Genomic DNA, 3,279 nt, shown 5'->3' on the forward strand with positions numbered 1-3,279 from the left:
CGCTTGGGGAGCGTGTTGAGACCTCGCGCCGTGAGATCACCGAGACGGTGACCACTCAGGTCAACGAGCTCCATGTTGATAACCGCGAGACACGCAGCCGCGTCAACAGCGCCTCTACGTCGCTCTCAGAGATCAACAAGTCGCTCCCCGGGCTGCGCCAGGACGTTGCCGACTCCGCGGCCTGATTCTGCAGCGCTTTCAACACGCGCTTGTGAACTCTTGAAGCCTCGTTCACACTGACTCACCTCCGGTGGCGAGTGCCCGGAAGTCCGGGCCGAACCCGAGGTACTCGATCGGGGTCGTCGACCTGGGTGCCCCGAACCAGTTCGCCGGGATCGTCTCGGCGGACAAGCCTGGGCTGTCGACATGTTGGTCGGGGGTGCAGCGGTGCAGGGGCCCGTTGGCGGCGTCGAGGACATACCGCATCTGCGGGTCGATGTGGCGGACGAACAAGCTGCTCATCGCCATCTTGTCGTCGGCGTTGACCGCGGCTTCGAAACACGCATGCACGCCGGCGAACCGGATAGCGGCGGCTTGGTGGCGCCACCACTGCCGACACCACGTGTACTGGCCCTCGCGATTGTTGGCCGCGATCTTCACCGAGGTCACCGGCAGTAGCCATTGCTCGACGAAGGAGCTGTAGTGGTAGAACTTCTTCGGCGGCTTGCTCTCGTCGACGACCGCCGGTTTGGTACCGAACCAGCCGGGCAGTACGGGGTCGAACGGCAACGATGGTGTGGCCTGATGGTGGGCGCGGGTGCAACGATGCAACGGCCCGTTCGCGGCGTCGAGGATGTGGGAGACGTGCGGGTCGAAGTGCGACAGCAGGAAGGTGCTCAGGCTCGACCCGGCTTTGGAGCGACGCATCGCCTCGAACGCGGTATGCAGGTGCGCGACCCGCACCGCCACCGGCCGGTGCGCCCACCAGCGGGTGCACCAGGTGTAGGTGTTCTCCCGGTTCGCTTCGGCGAGGCGGACGCTGATCGTGGGCAGCATCCACGCGTGCGCGAAGTCGGTGAAGTGCCGGAACTGCGGCGGCATCGGCGCTTTCGCGCTCGCCGCTGGTGCTGGGCTCGGGCTGGTCACGACTGTCCCTCCCCCGCCACCGAGGAGACCGCCTTCACTAGCGACACCCGTCCGCCCTCGAAGCGTTGCATCGACCTGCGCACCACTGGCGCGTAGTCGGTGTCCCACCAGCAGATCTTGCGGACCACGACTGGTCCGTGGCCTGGGAGCCGTACCAGGGCACGGTCTTTGGGCAGAGCGGCCAGCATCGCGACGTCGAGGATGGGTTCGGCGCGCCAGGACAGGGTGCGTTGGATCCCGTGGGGGGTGTAGGTGCGGGAGCGGTCGGAGACATCGTGTTGCCCAGCCGTCGCCGACCAGTGCTCCAAATAGTCGCGCGAGGCGATCGATCCGCCATAGACCTCGATCGACTGAGCGCGCATGGTTTTCAATCCGTTGACGCCCCACAGGTCTTCGCCTTGTTCGAGGACCTGCAGAATCGTCATCAAGATGATCCCGGACCCCGCCGCATACGTGTAGTAGCTGGGTAGTTCGCTGATGCGGGCGCAGTTGGCGGCCTCATCCAGCACACACAGCAGCGGAGTCTGCAGCCGTCCGTCCGCCCGCGCGCGAGCCGCTATCAGCGCCGCTTCCAGAACCTGGCCGACCAGGGCCGCGGTCAGGGGGGTGGCGCCGTCGGGACCGGCCATCGACAGCGGATACAACGTGTCGTTCGAGACCACGAACGCGGCCGGGTCGAACTCCGGCAGCTCGTGGGTGCGGGCCTGCTCCGTAACCTCGATCAGGACCCCGTGGGCGACTATCGACACCTTGCCCGGTCGACCCGGCCGCCCGTCCGTCGGCTTCGCGGTGGTTTCGCTGACCTGGAACAGTTTCCGGACCGGGGGTGTGACCATTTGGGCGTACCCGGAATCGGACAGCACGTTGAGAAATCGGCGCGCCATGTCATAGAGACCGTCGCGCTGGCGAGCGTAGAGACCTTGGCATTCCACGATCCGCGCGGCGGGCCGGTCATGGCCGTAGTGACGCAGAATCAGCGCTGGGGTCGGGTCTTGGTCGCGGCCCAACCATTCCGCCACGTGGTGTAGGTCCCCGTCGGCGCACGCGGCGGCGAAGGTGCACAGCGCGAACAATTCCTGCGCGCCACCGTCGAAATAGGCGTCGGTCTTCGCGTTGGCGATCTCACTGGCCGAGCCCGCCGAGCCCGACACGAAGAATCCCGCGAGCTTCCGTGCTGCGGGCAGGCCGGTGACTTGGTTGAGCAGGTTCACCCAGAACCCGCACACCACCCCCCCGGTCACCGCTTGCAGGTCACACACCCAGACTCGGCCGACCTGTTCGCGCCCGTAGACGGTGTGCCGGTACAAGTCCGGTCTGTTCGAGGTCGCCAGACACGGACCCCACGCCGACAGCACCGCCGGGATCGCCCACGCCACTGTCTTCCCGGTCCGCTGCCCCGCCGTCACAGTTACGGCGAGCTCCGCGGGTACATGTAGGGCGATGTCGCCGATGACGGTGCGCCCCAACAGTGGTCCTGGGTTGGCTTGAACCTGCGGTGGTGCGTCGCTGAGTAGTCGCTGGTTCTCGGCGAGATTGTCGGCCGCGCGGGCGATGCGGATCTTGCCGGGCCGCTGCATGGTTCGCGCGGCGGCATCGACCTCACGGTCCGAGCCGAAAGCCTGCACGCCTCGCACGGCCAGCGCGCCGGCCGTGAACAGCAGCAGCAATGCGATCGGGGTGGATTGCCACGGCCACCGCCGGTCACCGGCCAGCACAGACAGCAGCGCGTGGAACGGGTTCCACGACATCGGCTGTCCGGCCCACCAACTGCCGAGTTTCAGCGCTGCCCACACCAGGAAGACCACGGCGAGCAGGGCCAGGAGGATCAGCAGCATGCTGGCCTCCTCACCCATCCCGGTCTTATCGCGGCGTCGGGTTTCTCGGGGAGAGAACATGATTCACCTCGTGCTTTCAGAATTGGGGGTCGATGGCGGGTTCGCGGCGTGGAGCGTCGATGACCCCGGTGAGTTCCGGGGTGCTCCACTCGGCGGTGAAACCGTCATCGGGTAGGGCAGCGTCGACCGCGCTCGAGATCACCGAGCCGGCCGGAGCCGACGGGAACCCTGGGGTCGAGACGTGGGCGGATTCGCCGCCCACTGCCAGTGGCACTTGAGGCCCCCCGGTGGGCCCCCCCCACCAATCGGTAAGCAGTAAAACCAATTGAGGTATGGGGTGGTGGGGGTGGGCGCGGGG

At 66.8% G+C, this 3,279-nt stretch carries 4 protein-coding genes; 1 reads left to right on the top strand and 3 read right to left on the bottom strand.

The window, feature by feature from the left end:
* The coding region (locus ACFWPJ_RS19330; protein ID WP_378853171.1) for a hypothetical protein at positions 1–185 on the top strand (185 nt) is incomplete at its 5' end.
* Between the two features lie 46 nt (positions 186–231).
* On the opposite strand, the gene ACFWPJ_RS19335 is transcribed toward ACFWPJ_RS19330, so the two are convergent.
* The 3 genes from ACFWPJ_RS19335 to ACFWPJ_RS19345 form a co-directional block, all read right to left on the bottom strand.
* Positions 232–1,086, bottom strand: coding sequence for a DUF4913 domain-containing protein (locus tag ACFWPJ_RS19335; RefSeq protein ID WP_378853173.1), 855 nt, complete (start codon positions 1,084–1,086; stop codon positions 232–234).
* On the bottom strand, positions 1,083–2,921 hold the full coding sequence (locus tag ACFWPJ_RS19340) for a type IV secretory system conjugative DNA transfer family protein (RefSeq protein ID WP_378853175.1): 1,839 nt from the start codon (positions 2,919–2,921) through the stop codon (positions 1,083–1,085). The genes ACFWPJ_RS19335 and ACFWPJ_RS19340 overlap by 4 nt, the downstream gene beginning before the upstream one ends.
* A 76-nt stretch (positions 2,922–2,997) precedes the next feature.
* Positions 2,998–3,195 carry a hypothetical protein gene (locus ACFWPJ_RS19345; RefSeq protein ID WP_378853177.1) on the bottom strand — a complete coding sequence of 66 codons (198 nt, stop codon included), beginning with the start codon at positions 3,193–3,195 and terminating at the stop codon, positions 2,998–3,000.
* Between the last annotated feature and the right edge of the window lie 84 nt (positions 3,196–3,279).

Source organism: Nocardia sp. NPDC058497, assembly GCF_042720195.1.
In the GTDB taxonomy this organism is placed as follows: Bacteria; Actinomycetota; Actinomycetes; order Mycobacteriales; family Mycobacteriaceae; genus Nocardia.

Excerpts from the sequence above, each read along its gene's own strand:
- ACFWPJ_RS19340 (WP_378853175.1), bottom strand. The coding sequence starts at position 2,921 with ATGCTGCTGATCCTCCTGGCCCTGCTCGCCGTGGTCTTCCTGGTGTGG.